Origin of the sequence: Mycetocola tolaasinivorans, from assembly GCF_003667565.1 — a bacterium.
GTDB classification, from domain to species: Bacteria; Actinomycetota; Actinomycetes; order Actinomycetales; family Microbacteriaceae; genus Mycetocola; species Mycetocola tolaasinivorans.
This window is the reverse complement of the sequence record NZ_RCUX01000005.1, coordinates 178418-197013: the sequence shown is the minus strand read 5'-3', so window position 1 is coordinate 197013 and position 18596 is coordinate 178418. Positions and strand designations below refer to the sequence as shown.

At 65.6% G+C, this 18596-nt stretch carries 19 protein-coding genes; 12 read left to right on the top strand and 7 right to left on the bottom strand.

Annotated elements, in window-relative coordinates; genetic code table 11:
• The first annotated feature begins 2 nt into the window (after positions 1-2).
• From D9V32_RS07890 to D9V32_RS07875, 4 genes are all read left to right on the top strand, one after another.
• A complete protein-coding gene (locus D9V32_RS07890) occupies positions 3-2156 on the top strand; it encodes an adenylate/guanylate cyclase domain-containing protein (RefSeq protein ID WP_121648355.1) in 2154 nt (717 codons plus the stop codon).
• Positions 2149-3582 (top strand): mechanosensitive ion channel domain-containing protein, encoded by a 1434-nt coding sequence (locus D9V32_RS07885; protein WP_121648354.1) that lies wholly within the window; start codon positions 2149-2151, stop codon positions 3580-3582. Before D9V32_RS07890 ends, D9V32_RS07885 begins: the two co-directional genes overlap by 8 nt.
• A gap of 92 nt (positions 3583-3674) precedes the next feature.
• The gene (locus D9V32_RS07880) at positions 3675-5399 is read left to right on the top strand and encodes a cation:proton antiporter (RefSeq protein WP_121648353.1); all 1725 of its coding nucleotides are present in this window, start codon (positions 3675-3677) and stop codon (positions 5397-5399) included.
• Between the two features lie 291 nt (positions 5400-5690).
• Positions 5691-5918, top strand: coding sequence for a hypothetical protein (locus D9V32_RS07875; RefSeq protein WP_147440428.1), 228 nt, complete (start codon positions 5691-5693; stop codon positions 5916-5918).
• Here the strand turns inward: D9V32_RS07875 and D9V32_RS07870 are convergent.
• Positions 5915-6595, bottom strand: a complete 681-nt coding sequence (locus D9V32_RS07870) for a hypothetical protein (RefSeq protein ID WP_147440427.1) — start codon at positions 6593-6595, stop codon at positions 5915-5917. The two genes, D9V32_RS07875 and D9V32_RS07870, sit on opposite strands and share 4 nt — an antisense overlap.
• Before the next feature lie 42 nt (positions 6596-6637).
• Here D9V32_RS07870 and D9V32_RS07865 point away from each other — a divergent pair, with 42 nt between their 5' ends.
• Entirely contained in the window at positions 6638-6826 is a 189-nt protein-coding gene (locus D9V32_RS07865) for a hypothetical protein (protein ID WP_121648350.1), read from the top strand.
• 132 nt (positions 6827-6958) lie between these two features.
• Here the strand turns inward: D9V32_RS07865 and D9V32_RS07860 are convergent, their stop codons facing one another.
• The 3 genes from D9V32_RS07860 to D9V32_RS07850 all read right to left on the bottom strand — a co-directional run bounded on the left by D9V32_RS07860 (position 6959) and on the right by D9V32_RS07850 (position 9964).
• Entirely contained in the window at positions 6959-8908 is a 1950-nt protein-coding gene (locus tag D9V32_RS07860) for a DUF7927 domain-containing protein (protein ID WP_147440426.1), read from the bottom strand.
• A 193-nt stretch (positions 8909-9101) separates the two neighbouring features.
• Positions 9102-9350 (bottom strand): mycothiol system anti-sigma-R factor, encoded by a 249-nt coding sequence (rsrA, locus tag D9V32_RS07855; protein ID WP_030148920.1) that lies wholly within the window; start codon positions 9348-9350, stop codon positions 9102-9104.
• Positions 9347-9964: a sigma-70 family RNA polymerase sigma factor gene (locus D9V32_RS07850; protein WP_121648449.1), complete on the bottom strand. Its 618-nt coding sequence runs from the start codon at positions 9962-9964 to the stop codon at positions 9347-9349. The genes rsrA and D9V32_RS07850 overlap by 4 nt, the downstream gene beginning before the upstream one ends.
• 136 nt (positions 9965-10100) lie before the next feature.
• Here D9V32_RS07850 and aroA point away from each other — a divergent pair, with 136 nt between their 5' ends.
• The 4 genes from aroA (at position 10101) to D9V32_RS07830 (ending at position 13567) form a co-directional block, all read left to right on the top strand.
• On the top strand, positions 10101-11489 hold the full coding sequence (gene aroA / locus D9V32_RS07845; RefSeq protein WP_121648348.1) for a 3-phosphoshikimate 1-carboxyvinyltransferase: 1389 nt from the start codon (positions 10101-10103) through the stop codon (positions 11487-11489).
• Positions 11490-11520: 31 nt separating this feature from the next.
• Positions 11521-12606 (top strand): ribosome small subunit-dependent GTPase A, encoded by a 1086-nt coding sequence (gene rsgA, locus D9V32_RS07840; RefSeq protein ID WP_121648347.1) that lies wholly within the window; start codon positions 11521-11523, stop codon positions 12604-12606.
• Positions 12607-12674: 68 nt separating this feature from the next.
• On the top strand, positions 12675-13154 hold the full coding sequence (bcp, locus tag D9V32_RS07835; protein WP_121648346.1) for a thioredoxin-dependent thiol peroxidase: 480 nt from the start codon (positions 12675-12677) through the stop codon (positions 13152-13154).
• Positions 13154-13567, top strand: coding sequence for a hypothetical protein (locus D9V32_RS07830; RefSeq protein ID WP_121648345.1), 414 nt, complete (start codon positions 13154-13156; stop codon positions 13565-13567). Before bcp ends, D9V32_RS07830 begins: the two co-directional genes overlap by 1 nt.
• Here the strand turns inward: D9V32_RS07830 and D9V32_RS07825 are convergent.
• Positions 13564-14142: a MarR family winged helix-turn-helix transcriptional regulator gene (locus tag D9V32_RS07825; RefSeq protein WP_121648344.1), complete on the bottom strand. Its 579-nt coding sequence runs from the start codon at positions 14140-14142 to the stop codon at positions 13564-13566. The two genes, D9V32_RS07830 and D9V32_RS07825, sit on opposite strands and share 4 nt — an antisense overlap.
• Positions 14143-14200: 58 nt before the next feature.
• Here D9V32_RS07825 and D9V32_RS07820 point away from each other — a divergent pair, with 58 nt between their 5' ends.
• Positions 14201-15079, top strand: a complete 879-nt coding sequence (locus D9V32_RS07820; RefSeq protein ID WP_121648343.1) for an EamA family transporter — start codon at positions 14201-14203, stop codon at positions 15077-15079.
• Between the two features lie 29 nt (positions 15080-15108).
• On the opposite strand, the gene D9V32_RS07815 is transcribed toward D9V32_RS07820, so the two are convergent.
• The gene (locus D9V32_RS07815) at positions 15109-15573 is read right to left on the bottom strand and encodes a hypothetical protein (RefSeq protein WP_121648342.1); all 465 of its coding nucleotides are present in this window, start codon (positions 15571-15573) and stop codon (positions 15109-15111) included.
• Between the two features lie 184 nt (positions 15574-15757).
• Between D9V32_RS07815 and D9V32_RS07810 the strand changes: the two genes are divergently transcribed.
• Both D9V32_RS07810 and D9V32_RS07805 read left to right on the top strand, forming a co-directional pair.
• Positions 15758-16006 (top strand): WhiB family transcriptional regulator, encoded by a 249-nt coding sequence (locus tag D9V32_RS07810; RefSeq protein WP_121648341.1) that lies wholly within the window; start codon positions 15758-15760, stop codon positions 16004-16006.
• A 195-nt stretch (positions 16007-16201) separates the two neighbouring features.
• Entirely contained in the window at positions 16202-17245 is a 1044-nt protein-coding gene (locus tag D9V32_RS07805) for an NAD(P)-dependent alcohol dehydrogenase (RefSeq protein WP_220700674.1), read from the top strand.
• Between the two features lie 60 nt (positions 17246-17305).
• On the opposite strand, the gene D9V32_RS07800 is transcribed toward D9V32_RS07805, so the two are convergent.
• The gene (locus D9V32_RS07800) at positions 17306-18337 is read right to left on the bottom strand and encodes a LacI family DNA-binding transcriptional regulator (RefSeq protein WP_121648339.1); all 1032 of its coding nucleotides are present in this window, start codon (positions 18335-18337) and stop codon (positions 17306-17308) included.
• Between the last annotated feature and the right edge of the window lie 259 nt (positions 18338-18596).

The following is an 18596-nucleotide window of genomic DNA, read 5'->3' as shown; positions in this document are numbered from 1 at the left end:
CCATGACCGAGTCTAGAACCGTTCGACGAGTGTTCAGGCGGCCGGCGGGCGGGCTGGGGATCCAGTCAAAGCTCCTGATAATGCTGCTCGCGGTGAGTCTGATCTCGATCATCGTGACCGGAATTATCGGCTACGCTAACGGGCGAGATTCGCTCAATGCGGCGGCGTTCAAGCAGCTCACCACCATTCGCGAGCTGCGGGCAAACGAGGTGGAAAACGCCATCCAGACGATCCAAACCAACGTTCGCCTCAACTCGATCACCAGCGATACCGCGGAGGCCTCCGTCGCCTTCAATGATGGGTTTCGCGACCTCGATCAGGCAGGCCCCTACCCGACGGATCGCGAGCGGGTGCTGAGTTTCTACCGATCTTCTTTTATTCCGCAGCTGGAGCAGCGCAGCGGGCAACGGTATGACGCGATTGGGCTACTCCCCAACAACAACGCCGGCGTTTATCTGCAGGCGCGGTATACGTCGGGTATCGACAACTACGACGAGACTCTGACCGTCAACGATGCCGGGGACGGCAGCGCGTGGTCCGCCGCCCATGCCCGATATCACCCGTACTTTCGGGACCTGATCGACAACCTCGGCTACGAGGATATGGTGCTGATTAACACCGAGGGACAGATCGTCTACACCGCGTACAAGGGTGTGGATCTTGGGCTCAACCTGTTTGACACGCCGGAAAATCAGTCCGCCCTGTCGAAGGCTGTTTCCCAGGTACTGCGTAGCGACTCGGTAAATACGGTGGTCACCACGGACTTTGAACGCTACGTGCCCTCACTCGATGTCCCGACCGCGTGGATCGTCTCCCCGGTGGGCACGCGCGAGGGCGGGATCACCGGGGTCCTTGCCGCGCAGGTACCCATCCAGCAGCTAAACGACACCCTGACCGGTGCCGAATCATGGGAGGCGCAGGGGCTCGGAAAATCCGGCGAGGTATACCTCGTGGGCGAGGATCACCTGATGCGCAGTGTTTCCCGAGCCCTGGTCGAGCATCCAGAAACCTATGAAAAAGCAGCGATCAGTAACGGCCTCCCACCCGCTACGGCGAAGCGTATTGTTGAGGTGAAGGGCACCGTACTGCTGCAGGAGATCAATACGACCCCGGTTGAGCGGGCACTCAAGGGCCAAAACGGCACCTCCCTCGCCACCGGCTATCTCGGCATCAAGAAGCTCAGCTCCTATGCGCCGCTGCGCATTGACAATGGCCCGCGCTGGGTCGTCGTCGCGAGCATCGATGAGGCCGAGGCCTTCGCCCCGGTCGAGGTCTTTACGCGAATAGTGATGCTCTCCGCGGGTGCCCTGGTACTGATCGTTGCGGTCATCGCGCTGCTCCTCGCTCGCGTCTTCATTCGGCCGCTCAATAGGCTGCTCGGCGGGGTACGACGGGTATCCTCCGGCGAGCGCGACGTGACGGTGGACACCGGCACCCGTGATGAGTTTGCTGAGGTGGGAAGCGCCTTCAACGAACTCTCTCGCAGCCTTCAGACCAAGGCCGACCTGCTGGATGCCGAGCGTGCGGAACGTGACCGTCTGCTCCTCTCCCTCATGCCCGAGGCCGTGGCCGAGAGGTACCGACAGGGGGACGAGGCCATTGCCGAGGATCACTCCGATGTCACCGTGGTGTACGCGGACTTTATCGGGTTTGACGACTATGCCACCGGGATGAACTCGGGGCAGTCTCTCGCCGCCCTGAACGAGATCCTCACCGGAATGGATGACCTCGCGGAGCGCTATGGCGTTGAACGTGTGCGCACCACAAAGCAGGGATACCTGGCCAGCTGCGGGCTCAATGTCCCGCGGGTCGACAGCGCCCGCCGCGTGATTGAGTTTGCGCACGCCGCCGAACTGCTGGTCTCCCGGCTCTCCTCGCAGTGGGGCACCAACCTCGCGCTTCGTGCGGGCGTGGACAGCGGAAGTGTCACCAGCGGCCTAATCGGACGCACATCGGTGGTCTACGACATGTGGGGTGAGGCTGTCAATCTCGCCTACCGGTTGCAGGACACCACGGGAGATCCGGGGATTCTGATCTCCCAACGGGTGGTGGATAGGCTCGGCGATCTGTTCCCCGTGACCTCGGTGGGCATGGTGGAAACCGCGGCCGGTAGCCAGCAGGTGTGGAGGCTTGATATGGCGGCCAGCGGTGTTTGAGCCGTGGCGGCAGCCCTGGTTTGTGCCGGTCCTGATCGTCACGATCGGTCTTCCCGTGCTGCTCATTATCTGCACCGAGCTGCTGCGAGTACTGGAGCGCCGGGAGAGCCGCGCGGCGGGAATCCTTCGGTTGATCCGAAACTTTGTGTTGCCGCTCGCCGCACTGCTCATCCTGATCACGCAGATTGACAATCTCGCCCTCGAGGTCAACTGGTCACGCATCGTGGCAACCGTGCTCGGGTTTGTGCTGATCCTCGTGGTCATCAACATGCTGAACTTTGCCCTGTTTGCGACGGCGGAAACGGGCAGCTGGCGCCAGCGCCTCCCCTCGATCTTCATCGACATCATGAAGCTCGTGGTGATCGGGGTGTGCTTCGCGCTGCTGTTCCAGTGGGTGTGGGGCGCTGATGTCGGCGGGCTGTTCACCGCACTCGGGGTGACCTCGATCGTGATTGGTCTTGCGCTGCAGAATGCCGCCGGTTCGGTGATCTCGGGGCTCCTCCTGCTGTTTGAGCAACCGTTCAAGCTCGGTGATTGGTTGGATGCCGGCTCCGTTCGAGGCCGGGTGGTGCAGGTGAACTGGCGCGCGGTCCACATCGATACCGGAAACGGCACGCACATCATTCCCACCGCCACCCTGGCTGGATCGAGCTTCACCAACCTCTCCCGGGTCTCTCAGTACTATGAGGCCACCACCACGCTGACCTTTGCGAAAACCGATGCCCCGAGCGATGTGGCACGACTCGTGCGCGGGGTGGCCCGCGATCTTCCGCTGCGAATCCAGGAAACGGTGATCGAGGTGGTTCCCCGAGGGGCCGGATCGTTCACGGTCTCCATCGCGGTGGCCCGGCCGGCCGATGAGGAGCCCACGATCGCGGTGCTTCTGGACTGGCTCTGGTTTGCTGCACGGCGGGCCGGGCTCAGCCTCGACGGCGAGCGAGGCGATGCTTCGACAACCCCTGAACGTACGTTCGCCGCCGCGGAGCGGGTTGCCCGGCGCCTGCGCTGCGATGAGGCCGATACCGCCGAGATCGAGAGGCAGAGCCGGTTGGAGCGATTCGGAACCGGTGAGACTATCACCCGGCGCGGTGCGACCTCCGCAAACCTGTACTTCATCATGGAGGGAGGGGTGTCCCTCGCCGCCGAGGACGGCCCCTTTGCGATCCCCTATCACACGCTTTCACCGCCGGAATCGGTGGGTATGGGGGTCTATACCCAGCAGCCCGAAACGGATACCGCTCGAGCCGTCGGGGTGGTCTCGGCGCTGTCGGTACCGCGGGAGCTCGTGGAGCACCTCATCGCCAAGCACCCGCGCCTGGCGCTCGAGCTGGGCCAGGCCAGCGATAATCGCCGCCAGCTCCTCGCGGCAGCCCTCACCAGGCGGGAGGAGGCCGCGCTCGCCCGACGCCTGGGAACGGGTGCCTAAATCGGCATACGTTCGCTGGGTGCCGCGCGAAGGTTGGCCCCGTTCGGGCCAAACGCTACCGTTCGTTAATCCACGAAGCGTAAACTGACCAGATGGAATTTGCGCTCATGCTCGTGGTTGGTGTGTTCATTCTCGTGCTGGTGAGCGTCTTCGCAAACCGGCTCGGGGTCGCCGCCCCCCTCATCCTGGTGCTGGTGGGTGTGGGGATGAGCTTCCTGCCCTGGCTGCCCGCCGACTTCCACATTGATCCCTGGATCATCCTCGTGGTGGTGTTGCCTCCCCTGCTGTATTCCTCGGCGGTGAACGTTCCACTGATGGATTTCCGCCGGAATATGCGGCCGATCGGATGGCTTTCGATCGCCCAGGTCATCCTGACCGCGCTGCTCATCGGCTGGATTCTGAACCTCCTGATCCCGGACCTCGGCTTCGCCCTGGGCGTGGCGCTCGGTGCCGTGGTCAGCCCCACCGATGCCGTGGCGGCCACCTCGATCGCCAAGCGGCTGGGTCTGCCCACCCGGCTGGTCACCCTGCTCGAGGGCGAGAGCCTCGTGAACGATGCGTCGGCCCTGGTGCTGCTGCGTACGGCCGTGGCCGCGACCGCCGGCGCGGTATCCATCTGGGGTGCGCTCGGAGACTTCCTCTATGCGGCCGCCCTCGCGATCGTGGTGGGTGTGATTGCCGGGTACGTGACCGTGTGGATCCGCTCGAAAATCAACGACCCGGTACTCAACACCGCGCTGTCGTTTGTGGTGCCGTTCGTCGCGTATATTCCCGCCGAGGAGTTCCATGCGTCGGGGGTGCTCGCCGTGGTGGTGGCCGGTCTGATCACCGGGCATCGCGGTGCCCGATACTTCCGTGCCCAGGATCGAGTGAGTGAGCGACTGAACTGGCGCACCGTGCAGTTCCTGCTCGAAAACGGCGTGTTCCTCGTGATGGGTATGCAGCTCAACAGCCTGCTCGGAGATGCCCGTGCCGGCGAGACCGGCACGGTCTGGACGATCACGATCGGGCTGATCATCACCGCCCTGCTGATCGTGCTGCGCTTCCTCTTTGTCACCCCGATGATCTGGGGTTTGCGCTCCGAGGAGCGCCGGGCCGCGCAGATGCAGCCCCGGATCGACAGCGTGCGCTCAAAGATCGAGGAGGTGGATAACGAGCGCTGGGATGACGCCCGCAAGGATCGCGCCCGCCGCCTACTCGCCCGCCGCAGCGCCGACCTCAACTTCCTCACGAACGAGGGTCTCGGCTGGCGTGGTGGCACGGTCATCGCCTGGTCCGGTATGCGCGGCGTTGTGACGCTCGCTGCGGCCCAGTCGCTGGATCTCAGCACCCCGCACCGCGCCGAGCTCGTTCTGATCGCGTTCACCGTGGCATTCACCACGCTCATGCTGCAGGGTGGCACGCTGCCCTGGGTGATCCGGAAGCTCGGTGTTTCCGGCCCCACCGCGGAGGCCGAGAAGCGCGAGCTGCAGAGCCTGATGGAGGAGATTAATCAGGCGAGCGAGGCGGCCCTCGCCAGCCCCGAACTGCGCCGCCCGGACGGCAAGAAGTTCTCCCCCGAACTGCTCGAGCGCACGCGCAAGCAGATGGCGGTGCGTGCGGAGTGGACCGCGCGCGTGGAGGCCGAGAACGAGGAGAACGGCATGAGCGTCAGCGAGGAGTTCCGGGCCCTGCGCCGGGTCATCCTCGATGCTCAGCGCAGCGCCCTGCTCGATGCCCGCTCCACCGGTAACTACAGTTCCCCGCGCCTCGCGAGCGTGCAGCACATGCTCGACAACGAGGACATCCGGCTGTCGCCGGGCGACCAGGCCCACTAGGGACGCACCCGTCAGTACCCCGCTGCGGCTACGGCGGGGTACGTCTAGGGGAGCACCCGTCGGCATCCCGCTGCGTCCGCGGCGGGGTACGTCCAGGGGAGCACCCGTCGGCATCCCGCTGCGTCCGCGGCGGGGTACGTCTGGACACCTCGGATACCGGTTGATAGCGTTGAGGGATCCACACGGATCACGAAGCATCCCCTCGACGACGAGAATGGTGAGGCAGAAATGACACGCACCACGGGCACAAAAACCGGGTTCAGGGCGCTCCTTTTTACCCGCGGTGAGGCGATGACCAGGCGCGGATTCCGGCTGCTCCTCACGCTGCTCTGGGCGATCACGGTGCTGGGCACACTCGGCGGTTTCGCCGTTCAGGCGATGCTCGGTGCGCGCGTCTGGTCGGAGATCCCCGGTGCGTTCCTCCCCGTGTTCCTAGGGGCGACGATCGGGTTCGGCATCGCCCTGATCGCAACCCGGCTGGATTCGGACGGTTCGCCATCGGAGACCTCTGCCCGCTAAGCCACCGCTTCCCTCACAAAGATCAGGGGAACGGAGCTCCGCTCTCGCAGAAAGTCTTGGGCCTGACCCACACTGAGCCTGGTGCCCTGCAGGGTACGTCGTATCGGCCGGTTTTTCTCACTCTCAGAAGCCGACTCTTCGAGAAGCGTGACCACCAGGGCGTTCCTGCCAGGCTCCACGCTCATTCCGGAGAGGGGGATTCCAGCACGCTGCGCGTGCACCGCGATTTCTTCCATTTTTTCGATGAGGTCACTGGTCCGAAAGTCATCAATGTTTAGTCGGTGCCTGCTGCCGAATAGCTCATCCAAAAGTGGGCTCAGAGCGTCGACATCGGCGTTGTAAACATACACATCAAGAATCTCAGTATCCGGGTTCCAGACGACGGCGTTGAGCTGGTCGTGCACAGGAGTCGCTTGCAATTCTCGGAGGACCTCACGGAGATCCGCCGGAATTCCCCCTGCCTCGGCAATCGTTTTTTCGGCTGTTTTCGTTGCGAGCGCTCCAGCGCCCGGGTCGGCGGCGGCCTCAGCCATCAGGGGTAAATCATGTTCTCCGTTGATCGGTACGTTGATGATTTGTGATGTATGAGGCGAATTCGGAGTGTCGACCACTGCCGCTGCCACCGCGATAATGACGAATGCCACTGCCCCAGCCAGTCTCACGGATACTGTCTTCACGAGCTTTCCTCCTCGGTTCGGCTGTGCCCAAAGAGTTGGGCGATGCCACAAGCCTTGTTGACCAACGGAAGAAAGCTCACGAATGAGGAGGTAACAACGGTGGTGTTCCCCTCTCACCTGCACGGTAAAAATGGTGCGGAGCCCCGGAAGAATAAGGCGAGCGTCGACACTGAAGGTTCGTTTCAGGCCCGAATTCTCCTGGCCTTGCTCGGCCTATTGCAGGAAAAATAGGACAACGTCGGTTGCCATTCGGGAGGGCAGAATGGCCCCCATTGACTGGCACCCTCGGGGAACCGGGCGCGCATGCCGCACGCGTTCCGCCCACTCCGAAGAGTGGGCGGAACGCCGTACTTCGGGGACGACCTAGATGTCGTTCGCGGTGGTTCGGCGTCGGCGACGCTGGTCTCCGGCGAGCGCGAGCGCTCCCAGAAGCACCACGATGGCCGCGGTGCCGGCCGCGAGCGGCAGATCGGTTCCGGTGGCTCCCAGTTCACCCGGACCGCCGGAGGCCGTGGGAGATGCGGGAAGCCCGGTGGGCGATGTCGGAGGAGCCGTCGGGTCCGTCGGTGTGGCCGATCCCGACGGGGTACCGGTGGGCGTTGCCGTTGCGGTTGGCGTGGCCGTGGGGGTTGCGGTTGGCGTGGCCGATCCCGACGGCGTGGAGGTCGGGGTACCCGACGGCGTGGAGGTCGGGGTACCCGACGAGCTCGTACTCGGCGAGGGGCTCGAGCTCGCGGGTTCCGAGGGGCTCGGGCTCACCGTAGCCGTCGGATCGGCCCGCACCGGGAACTCTACCTCGGGGCTCTCCTGCTCGGCATCAAGCCCGGTGTCAGATGTCGCATCCACGCGCGCGTTGAAGCGCAGTTCGGCCGCCTCGGTCAGGGTGCGGCTCACCCGCACCGAGTAGCTCAGGGTGTGAGAGTCGCCCGGTTCGAGTGGCCCGGTCCAGGCAACGCTCACGTCGGAGTCTCCCCGGCTCACGGTTGCGGAGCCCAGCGCGCTGGGTTCCACCCGAACCTCCAGCAGCGCGGGCGCTACGCCGCTGATGACGTCGCGCACGGTGGCCTGTACCGGCAGGTTGCCGGTGTTCTGCACCGTCAGCGAGAGATCGATCTTCTCCCCGCCGGTCACCACGGTGCCGGGCTTGGGTACGGTGCCACGAACCACGTCCACACCGATCGTTGCGGGCGTGGCTATCGCCAGTGACTCCGATACTCCGGAGTAGATGACGCTGGAGAGGCCACCGACGTTGGGAGATCCAACAGCACCGGTTTTCATTCCCCAGCCGTACACGCTGAGTGCCCGAGAGGGAATCGGTGGCTCATTGGGCACGACTGGGATGGTGCCACCCAGCGTCGTCACGGCAAAGTCTTGAGAGACTACGTAGTACACACCGGGTTTCGGCTCCGGAATGACCGCCGTCACGGCGGCGCGACCGTCCGCATCCTCGCCGCAATCCGTGGTGAAATCCCGGCCCGCGGTCAGCGGCGTGCCCGTTGTCAGCGTGGACGAGAGCGTCTCCGGTACTTCGGGAACCTCGGTCAGGCGAAGGCCCGTGCACAGGACCGCGACATCGGATTCCAGGGGTCGGCTGGCGTCTCTCAGGGTGACAAACTGCTGCCCGCCCGCACTCGCAGATTCGGGCTGCGACGCGAACGCCTCCTGGGCCACAAAGGCTGCGTCGGTGGGCGGGGCCGAACTCCCGCGCGGGTTCACCCAGTAGGCACCGACGGAGCTAAAGCCTGGCGGCGCAGCCGAATAGTCGGCACTCACGGGGAACGTGCCGGATGAGGTCGCAAGCGACCCACGGTAGGTACCGGATTCGCCGCGCAGATTCGCGATCTGCGCCATCACGATGGAGTTGACGCGCAGGTCGCGAACCCCGCTCACGGCATCGGTAAACGCAAGCAACACCCGCGAACCGTCATTCACGGCACTCACGGTGCCGATCCGGGTCGGGTCCTCCCCCTCGGCGAGGGTGACCGACACCTCCGAATTGTTGATGATGGCGCGCATATCGGACGGGAGGTCAATCGTCACGATGTCACCGGGCCGCGGCGTATCCGCACTCACCGAAAACAGGAGGGCAAAGTACGGCGACCACACGGACGGCAGTGTGGTGTCTCCGGGAGCAAAGGAGTCCAGCTCCAGCGCCGTAATCACGGGTGAACCGGGCCGGGGTTCGACAGTCACCGGGGCACCAAACGCGGAGGTGGCGGGTGAGGGGGTCGCGAGTTTCTGGGCGGGCGCGAGGCCGAGGGCGGGGGCAAACAGCAGCGCTGCGGCCACCACGGACGACAACAGTGGTTTCACGGGCGGGCGGGCCTTTCGGGTCGGGAAGGGACGCGATAATGCATCCAATTCCAGACGCTAGTGCCCCGCGCCTCCCCGGCACCAGTGCCAGGCCGTCACACTTCGCTACGCGCTACCCTCGGCACGCGCACAAAACCCCGCGTCGCCATCGAGTGGGAACCCAATTGCGGCGCGGGGCCGTGATCGTTCGTCGCTAGCCGTGCGAGGCCTGAATGCTGCGCAGGCGCTCGAGCACCTGGTCGCGCAGGTCCTGCGGGGCGGACTCCTTGCACGCGCGCTGAATGACCTCGGTCAGGGTGCGCGAGAGATCCGCCTCGCCCTGGCAGGACGGGCAGGTTTCCAGGTGCGCCCGAATGTCCGCGGCGTCCGTCTTGCAGACCTCGTTACGCAGATACTCTTCCAAATTCGTTTTGGCTGCTTCGCAGCCGCAGTCTCCACTCATTGACCGCTCCTTGCCTCTGAGGGGATCGAGATCCCACGTTCGATTGCATAGTCCGCGAGGAGGTCGCGCAGCAGGCGACGTCCTCGATGTAGTCGGCTCATGACGGTCCCGACCGGGGTCTTCATGATGTCGGCGATTTCCTGGTAGGCAAAGCCCTCCACGTCCGCCAGATAGACGGCGAGGCGGAAGTCCTCCGGGATCGCCTGCAGCGCTTCCTTGACCGCGCTGTCCGGCATTCGGTCGATGGCCTCGGCCTCGGCCGAACGCGAAGCGCGCGCGGTGGTGGATTCTGCGCCACCCAGCTGCCAGTCCTCAAGATCATCGATCGTGCCCTGATAGGGCTCGCGCTGCTTCTTGCGGTACTGGTTGATGTAGGTGTTGGTGAGAATCCGGTACAGCCAGGCCTTCAGATTGGTTCCCTGACGGAACTGCCCAAATGCCGCATAGGCCTTCACGAAGGTTTCCTGCACGAGGTCCTGGGCATCCGGCGGATTCTTTGTCATCCGCATGGCGGCACCATAGAGTTGGTCAAGGAACGGCAGTGCCTGTTCCTCGAACAACGCCCGAGGGTCTTCGCCCGCGGGGGGATTCTGGGATACTTCGTCTTCTGACATCGCCTCCCAGTCTACGTCGAGTGCGGTCGCGGGGTCTGTAAGGTCGCCGATTACCTCTGCAAACTCGTCCCGCACCGGGGTCTGAAGTGCCACCCGTCCACCTTTCGTCGCTGAGTGCCGCTAGATTAGGTAAACAATGCTTGAGTCACAGTATTCCGCCCCCGAGTTCGATATTTATGGCGTTAACCGCCCCGGTGGAGACACCGGAGACTGGCCCGCGCCCCTCGCATCCGCGCCAATCCGCGCCACGGTGCCCCTTCCCGGGTCAAAATCACTGACCAATCGCGAGCTGATTATTGCCGCATTGGCCGACGGCCCGACCGTGCTGCGCGCACCCCTGCACTCGCAGGACAGCGACAACATGGTCGCCGCGCTGCGCGCGCTGGGCGTCACCATCACGAAGATTCCCGCCGCCACCGAGGGTGGCTTTGGCGACGACCTGCGCATCGAGCCCGCCGAGGAACTCCTCGGCTCCACCACGGTGGACTGCGGCCAGGCCGGCACCGTCATGCGCTTCCTGCCGCCGGTTGCGGCGCTCGCCCTCGGGCCCACCACGATCGACGCCGACCCCTCGGCCCGTCGACGCCCGATGAACACCCTGATCTCCGCTCTGCGCGCCCTCGGCGTCGACATCAACGACGACGCCCGCGGCACGCTGCCCTTCACCGTGCACGGCACCGGCGAGGTGCGCGGTGGCCGGATCGAGATCGATGCCTCCAGCTCGAGCCAGTTCGTCTCGGCGCTGCTGCTGGCCGGTGCCTCATTCACCGAGGGCGTGCACGTTGTGCACACCGGTGAGCGCCTGCCGAGTATTCCCCACATCGACATGACCATCCGCGTGCTCGCGGATCACGGTGTAGAGGTCTCCTCCCCCGCCACCGGCGAGTGGATCGTGGCCCCGCAGACCATTCGTGCCCAGGACGTCATCATCGAGCCCGACCTCTCGAACGCCGCCCCGTTCCTCGTGGCCGCGGTCGCGACCGGCGGCACCGTTTCGGTGCCGAACTGGCCCGCCGAAACCACCCAGGTGGGTGCCCACCTCGCCGAGCTGCTGCCGCAGTTTGGTGCCACCGTCGAATATGCCGACGGCGTACTGACCGTGACCGGCCCCGAGACCATCGTGGGTGCCGACATCGATCTCACCACCGGCGGCGAGCTCGCTCCCCCACTCGCAGCCCTTGCCGCCCTGGCCACCACTCCTACAACGCTCACCGGAATCGGGCACATTCGCCACCACGAGACCGACCGCCTGGCGGCACTGCGCACCGAGATCGAACGCCTCGGCGGCCAGGTTGAGGAGCTCGAAGACGGCCTGCGGATCACCCCGCAGCCGCTGCACGGCGGCCAGTGGCTCAGCTATGAGGATCACCGGATGTCCACCGCCGGCGCGATCATCGGCCTGGTCACCCCGGGTGTCGAGATCGAGAACATCCGCGCGACAGCCAAGACCATGCCCGACTTCCCGCAGATGTGGGCGCGCATGCTGATCGGCACCGTCGACCCGACCGCGGCGGTCCGCGCATGAGCCGCGAAACCACGGTGACGGCGGTTTACGCATGAGCTGGTGGGATGAGGTCACCGGGCCCGACGACGACGATGACTACATCGACGAGTCAGCGATCCGCACCCGCCCCAACCGAAAGGGCACCCGCCCGCGCACCAAGGTGCGGCCGAGCCACAGCGATGCCCAGACCGGGCGGATCGTTGCGGTAGACCGCGGCCGCTACCAGGTGATGGTGGACGAAAACGGCACCGATGAGCGCATGATCACCGCCTCCCGCGCCTCCGAGCTGCGCAAGCAGGGCATCGTCGCGGGCGACCGCGTCGACCTCGTGGGCGACCTCTCCGGAGACGACGGCACGCTCGCCCGCATTGTCCGCATTCAGGAGCGCAGCACGCTGCTGCGCCGCTCAGCGGACGACTCCGACGAGGTCGAGCGCATCATCGTGGCCAATGCCGATCAGATGCTGATCGTGGTGGCCGCCGCAAACCCCGAGCCGCGCGCCCGACTGGTGGACCGCTACCTCATTGCCGCCTACGACGCCGGGGTCACCCCGATGCTCGTGGTCACCAAGACCGACCTCGCCGACCCCGAGGAGTTCCTCGCGAACTTCGTGGGCCTCGATATCCCGGTCTTCACCAGCCGCACCGACGAGATGCCGCTGGACGAGATCCACGCGGCCCTGCGCGGCCACTCAACGGTGTTTGTGGGCCACTCCGGGGTGGGGAAGTCCACGCTGGTCAACGCTCTCGTCCCGAGCGCTCAGCGGGCCACCGGGCACGTCAACGCCGTCACCGGTCGCGGTCGCCACACCTCTTCCTCCACTGTGTCGTACCGCATCTCTGATGCCGAGGGTGCGGGCTGGGTCATCGATACCCCGGGTGTGCGCTCCTTCGGGCTCGGCCACATCAACACCGACAACATCCTGAAGGCGTTCGGCGACTTCGCCGAGGTTGCCGACACCTGCCCGCGCGGCTGCACCCACCTCGAGGATGCCCCGGACTGCGCGATCGCCGCGGCCGCCGCCTCCGGCGAACTCGGCGAGGCCGGCCCCGCCCGGCTCGACTCGCTGCAGCGCCTGCTCAAGACCTTCGCGAAGCGCGCCGAACCCGAGACCCAGCGCACCGTACCCGAGATCTAGCGCGTCATCGATCGTCATCCCCGTGTGGGAGACTCGTCGGTGCCGGGGGTAATCGCTAGGGTGGAAACATGACCGATTACCCCCGTCTCGCACTCGGCGACACCGCCCCCGATTTCACGCTCCTCGATCAGGACGGCCAGCCCGTGCACCTCGCGGATCTGCGCGGCGGCAAGGTCATTCTCTACTTCTACCCCGCCGCGATGACCCCGGGCTGCACCACCCAGGCCTGCGATTTCCGCGACAATATCGCCTCGCTGGCCTCGGCCGGATACACCGTCATCGGCATCTCAAAGGACGCCCCCGGCAAGCTCAAGAAGTTCCAGGAGCGCGACCACCTCCCCTTCCCGCTGCTCAGCGATGAAGACCTCGCGGTCCACCAGGCATACGGCGCGTACGGCGAGAAGAACAACTACGGCAAGATCATCCTCGGCACCCTACGCTCCACCGTGGTGCTCGACGAAAACGGCGTCGTGACCCTGCCCTGGTACAACGTCAAGGCCACCGGGCACGTCGCGAGCCTGCGCAAGAAGCTCGGTATCGACTCCTAGTGCCCGGCCCCATCCTCGCGTTCTCGGCATTCTCCGAGTTCTCCGCGCAGCGGTTTTTCGCCAATCCGTTCAACCAGGACTATGCCCGCCTGAGCGACATGCCGCTCTGGCTGCTGATCCTCACGATCGGCATCGGCGCGATCCTGGGTGTCGGCGGGCTCTGGCTGCACCACTGGCTCTCCGTGCGCAATCCGGTGTGGCTCGGCGCGATCATTCCGGCGATCGTGGTGATCTTTGCGATCACCCCCGGCAAGCCCGAAAACGCCACCTGGGGTGACTCCCTCGGCCGCCTGGTTCTGGTGGTTCCGCTGCTCATCATGTGGTGGGGCGGCGAAAGAAAGCGAAGGATCCGTCGCGGCGAGGACCCGGACGGCGAAACCCCGGACACCCAGAACCTGCCGGATCCGATCTAGCCCTCGGGGTTGGTATCCGCTGGCTCGCCATCCACCGGCCCGCCCTCCACCGGCCCGCCATCCTCGGCGGAGTCGAGGCGGCGAAGCCAGGTGCTCAGGATACGCTCGAGATCGGCGCGATCCCGCGGATCTAGCTCGGCCACGAGGCGGTGCTCCTCACCGATATGCGCGGTAAACGCGATGTCGATGACGTCCCTCCCCTCCGATGTGAGCGCGATAACGCGGGCGCGACCGTCGGCCTCGGCGGTTCGCCGGGTAAGGAGCCCGGCCCGTTCCAGGCGGTCGATGCGCTTGGTCATGGCACCGGTCGTCACCATGGTGTTGCGCGCCAAATCCGAGGGTGAGAGCTCGAAGGGCTCGCCCGCGCGCCGCAGGGTCGCGAGCACGTCGAAGTCCCCCTCGCCGAGGCCGAAGCGCGCGTAGTTTGCGAGCAGGTCGACCATCAGGAAGCTGCCCACGCGGTGCAGGCGTCCGATGACCCCGAGCGGGGAAACGTCGAGGTCGGGACGCTCGGTCGCCCAGGCCGCCTGGATCCGGTCGACGTGATCCGGCGCGCTCGTTTCGGGTGTGCTCATGCCCCAAGCCTAGCCGATTTCCGAAATAGCTTCCATGGAAGCTGATACAGTATCTTCCATGGAAACTAATTTGCGCTGGATTCTGGTGACGGCGATCGCCCCGATCCTCTGGGGCGCCACCTACTACGTCACCGCCCACCTCCTCCCCGCGGACTCCCCGCTCTGGGGATCGGTGATTCGCGCACTGCCGGCCGGGCTCATTCTGCTCGCGATTCGGCGCACGCTGCCGCGGGGCTCCTGGTGGTGGCGCGCGCTCGTCCTCGGCACCGTCAACATGGGCGCGTTCTTCGCCCTGGTCTACGTGGCCGCACAGCTGCTGCCCACTAGCATCGCCTCGACGATCATGGCCACCGGCCCGATCTTCATGATGCTCGTCGCCTGGGCGCTCATCAAGGAAAAGCCACGGGCGATCGCCCTCGCGGGTGCCATACTTGGCCTCGCCGGCGTGGCCATCATGCTGGGCGGCGGCGGGGGCGAGATCAACACACTCGGTGTGCTCGCCTCGGTTACCGCGATGCTGCTCACCGCCGTGGGCTTTGTCCTCGCCAAGCGCTGGGCCGGGCAGGTCGACCCACTCTCGCTCACCTCCTGGCAGCTCCTCGCCGCCGCACTCGTGCTCATTCCGGCCGCAATCATCGTCGAGGGGGCGCCGCCCGCGCTGGATGGCGGCATGCTGCTCGGGTTTGGATACGTCTCTATCCTCGCCACGGCGCTGGCCTACACCGCCTGGTTCACGGGACTCAAGCACCTGAGCGCGGGCAGCGTCGGATTGATCGGCCTCCTCAACCCCGTGGTTGGCGTGCTCCTGGGCACGCTGCTGGCGGGCGAATCCCTCGGCCTGCAGCAGATACTGGGCCTGGTGCTGATCCTGGCGGGCATCCTGCTCGGCCAGCCGATCTTCGCAAGTCGGCGCAGCCTGACCGCGCGGGTCAGTTAGCCGGGCTCGTCGCCCTCGTCGCGGGCGAGCTAGCCGCGCGGATCGACCTCATCACGGTACTGGTCGAGCTCGCGGCGACGCAGCGCCTCGGTCACCGGCTTGCTCAGCAGCAGCGCGATGGCGGCCGCGGTGGGAATCAGGATCGCGAGGCCCATCAGCGGCTGCGCGGTCTCCCCCTGGAACGCACCCACGGCGATCGCCAGCTGAATAACCTGCCAGATCAGCGCGCCTCCGCGCACCCACTGCGCCACCCGAAGCGACCCGATAAAGAGGGCGATCACCCACACCGCACCGAGCGCCACCAGCGCGGTCAGCGCGACGGCGGTGGCCATCGAAGTGGCTCGCTGAGTGAAGAGATCCACTACCAGAACGCCGGTGACGATCACCATTGCGATCGCTTCGATTCCGAGAATCAGGCTCAGCAGGCGAAGGTTTCGGTGCACCCGCGGCTCATCGGGAACGGATGAACGATCGGTGACATCAGATGTGGACATGGAGGAACCCTTAGAAAACTCTTGCGCTGTGGTGGCCAATATGCGACCATATTTGAGGCCGAGTCGCCGCTCACAGGGTCGTGAGCACCACCGCGTTATGTGTTCGCGACCTCTGAGACTCGGTACGATCCCCTCACACCGACCTTAGCTGGTTGGGAACCGTATTCAAAAAAGGAGCAACCCCATGGACTGGCGCGATAAAGCTGCCTGCCTAACAGCCGACCCGGAACTCTTCTTCCCGGTAGGTAACACCGGCCCGGCCGTCGACCAGATCGAGAAGGCCAAGTCGGTCTGCGGTCGCTGCAACGTCACCGAACTGTGCCTGCAGTACGCACTCGAGACCGGTCAGGACTCGGGCGTCTGGGGTGGCCTCTCCGAGGACGAGCGCCGCGCACTGAAGCGTCGCGCCGCCCGCGCACGCCGCGCCTCCTAAGCCAGCCGCGCCTCCCAAACCAGTACCACGCGAACGCCCCGGACACTCCCCCTCGTTGTCCGGGGCGTTTTGCTTACCCATTTACAGGTTTTTAGTTCTGGACTTTCCCCGAGACGGTGATCACTGTATGGTGCAAGGGAAACACCATTTTATTGATTGACACAACAAACTGTGTCCCGTCCCGTCAGGAACTCAATGTCGACGCCCTCACACTCCCCCGAACTCCCCCAGACCATGCGCGCCAGCGTCCTTCACGCTGCGCGTCAGGTTGCCCTCGAGGAGCGCGCGCTCCCGCACCTCGACGCCGATCAGGTGCTGGTAAAGATTTCCGCCGTCGGCATCTGCGGTTCCGACGTCCACTACTTCCACGAGGGCCGGATTGGCGATTTCATCGTCGAGGCGCCGATGATTCTCGGGCACGAGTCCGCGGGTGTGATTGCCGCCGTCGGTGCCGATGTTGACCCCGCCCGCATCGGTTCCCGTGTGTCGATCGAACCGCAGCGCCCGCGCGCCAACTCCCGCGAAACCCTCGAGGGAAACTACAACCTCGACCCGCACATGGAGTTCTACGCGACCCCGCCGATCGACGGCGCCTTCGCCGAGTACGCGGTCATTCAGTCGCACTTCGCGCACGACGTGCCGGACTCCGTGAGTGATGAGGCCGCCGCGCTGATCGAGCCACTCTCGGTCGGTATCGCAACCGCTCGCAAGGCGGAGTTCACCGCGGGTTCGCGCGTGCTGATCGCCGGCGCCGGACCCATCGGAGTCATCATCGCGCAGGTCGCGCGCGCGTACGGCGCACTGGAGGTAATCGTCAGCGACCTCAGCGCGAGCCGCCGCGAGCAGGCACTGCGCTTTGGCGCCACCCGCGTGCTGGATCCTCGTGAGGAGGATGTCAGCACCCTCGGAGTGGACGCCTTCATCGATGCCTCGGGCGCTGCCGCGGCCGTCACCTCGGGCATCCGAGCCGTGCGCCCCGCGGGCCGCGTGGTGCTGGTGGGCCTCGGCTCGCCGGAGATGACCCTGCCCGTCTCGGTGATCCAGAACAACGAGCTGATCGTCACCGGCATCTTCCGCTACACCAACACCTGGCCGCTCGCGATCGACCTCGTCGCCGCCGGCAAGATCGACCTCGATGGCCTCGTCACCGGGCAGTACGGCCTCGCCGAGGTCGAGACCGCCCTGGAGGCCAGCACCCAGGAGTCCGCCCTCAAAACCGTGATCTACCCGGCACGCTAGCGCCCCTCCACGCACAAAACCGCGGCATCCCGTGCGAGATGCCGCGGTTTTGTGCGTCGGCTACGGTGCGGGCGTGAGCGTCGCCACCGAGTCGCGCTCGATCAGGTGCGTGGCGAGCTCGATGTGGTGCGAACCCAGGTCGTCCCCCGCGGCCTGGCTGAGCACCAGGCGCAGGGCGGTACGCCCCATTTCCTGAAGCGGCTGCTGCACGGTGGTCAGGCGCGGCACGGTCTGCTCACTCAGCGAGGTGCCGTCGTAGCCGACGATCGAGAGATCCTCGGGGATACGCACGCCGAGGCGACGGGCCTCCTGGATGAGGCCCACCGCGGTCGAGTCGCTGCCGGCGAACACCGCGGTGGGTGGTTCCTCGAGCGCCATGAAGTGGCGCAGCCCGGCGATACCAGCCTCGGGGCCGAACGAGGTGCCGGTGATGTATTCGTCCCGCACCGCGATGCCCGCGGCGCGCAGCGCACCCAGGTAGCCGTTGAAGCGCGCGGTGTTGCACTCGGCCGATTCCGGGCCGCCGATATAGCCGATCCGCCGGTGTCCGTGCTCGATCAGGTGATCCACCGCGGTGCGTCCGCCCGCCCAGTTTGTAGATCCGACGCTCACGTGCTCGCCCGGCAGCGGGTTCAGCGGGTCGATGACCACGAGCGATACCGAGCGCGCGCGAAACTCCGCGAGCTCCTCGGCGGTGAGGTCCGAGGTCACGAGAATCATTCCGCGCCGCCCCGAGGCCACCACGCGTTCCGCCCAGGCCGCGGGCTGATCACGGCGTACCCGCGCATCGGGCATGCGACTCACCACGACCTCGACGTCGGTACTCTCCGCGTACCGCACCACCCCGCGCAGCACCTCGACTCCATAGGCGTTGTCGAGGTTTGAGGTCACAAAGTCCACCAGCGGGTGATCCTGCACCGCGGGCATGCGCCGCCCGGGCACCGCGTAGTTTTCGCGATCCAGCACGGCCTGAACCCGCCGCCGGGTACTCGCGGCCACGTCGTCTCGCTGATTGAGCACCTTGGAGACGGTGCTGGGTGACACCTCGGCGAGCGCCGCAATCTCCGCGAGGGTGATCCGATGATCCGTCATGCCAGCTCCATTCGCCTGATGCCCGGATCCGCTTCGATCGCGGGCTCGAAAGTTATTCGTTGCCTATTCCTACCACGTTCATCGCGGTGCGGGTGGATATCAGGTGATTATTCGCAAACTTTCCCTTGACCACCCCCGGAGTCGCGGCTATTCTTTCGAGCACGACCTAAAAGTGTTCGAAACTATTTCGAACGGGTTGTACGATCAACCACTGCGCTGTTCACCGGCTTCAACGACGAAGCGGTGCGTTGAAACCTCT